The organism is Anabaena sp. CA = ATCC 33047 (assembly GCF_963870205.1).
In the GTDB taxonomy this organism is placed as follows: domain Bacteria; phylum Cyanobacteriota; class Cyanobacteriia; order Cyanobacteriales; family Nostocaceae; genus Trichormus.
In genome coordinates this window covers 1-420 of record NZ_CAWMSA010000052.1, presented here as the reverse complement: position 1 = coordinate 420, position 420 = coordinate 1, and the positions used below count along the sequence as shown (strand labels likewise).

The window sequence follows — 420 nt, the reverse complement described above, 5'->3', positions numbered from 1 at the left end:
TTATCCCTAGGCAATGACACTACGGAATTGCCTGAACATTCCTCTCCAGATGATGATCTCAATCAGTTTGCTCCCTGCACAATTTTGGTTGTGGATGATGTAGACTCAAATCGCCAGCTAATTCAGGGATACTTTGCCCAAACTCATCATTTGTTAATCATGGCTGAAGATGGCGAGGAAGCGATTCGCCTGACGCAAATACATCAGCCAGACTTGATTTTACTTGATTTGCGAATGCCTCGGATGAATGGATGTGAAACTGCGTTGCATCTCAAAAATGACGCACGCACTCAACATATTCCCATCATTATTTTGACAGCTTCTTGCCAGAAGGAAGAACAATTAGAGGTTGAGACAATTTGCCAGGGCTTTTTGCGTAAACCTGTCAGCCGTAGCGCACTCGTAACAGAAATGAAAAAA

Annotated in this window: 1 protein-coding gene; it reads left to right on the top strand. The window is 43.3% G+C overall.

What is annotated here, in order from left to right; genetic code table 11:
* Positions 1 to 420: response regulator (locus tag AACS98_RS16525; protein ID WP_157087530.1), on the top strand; the 420-nt coding region annotated here is incomplete at both ends.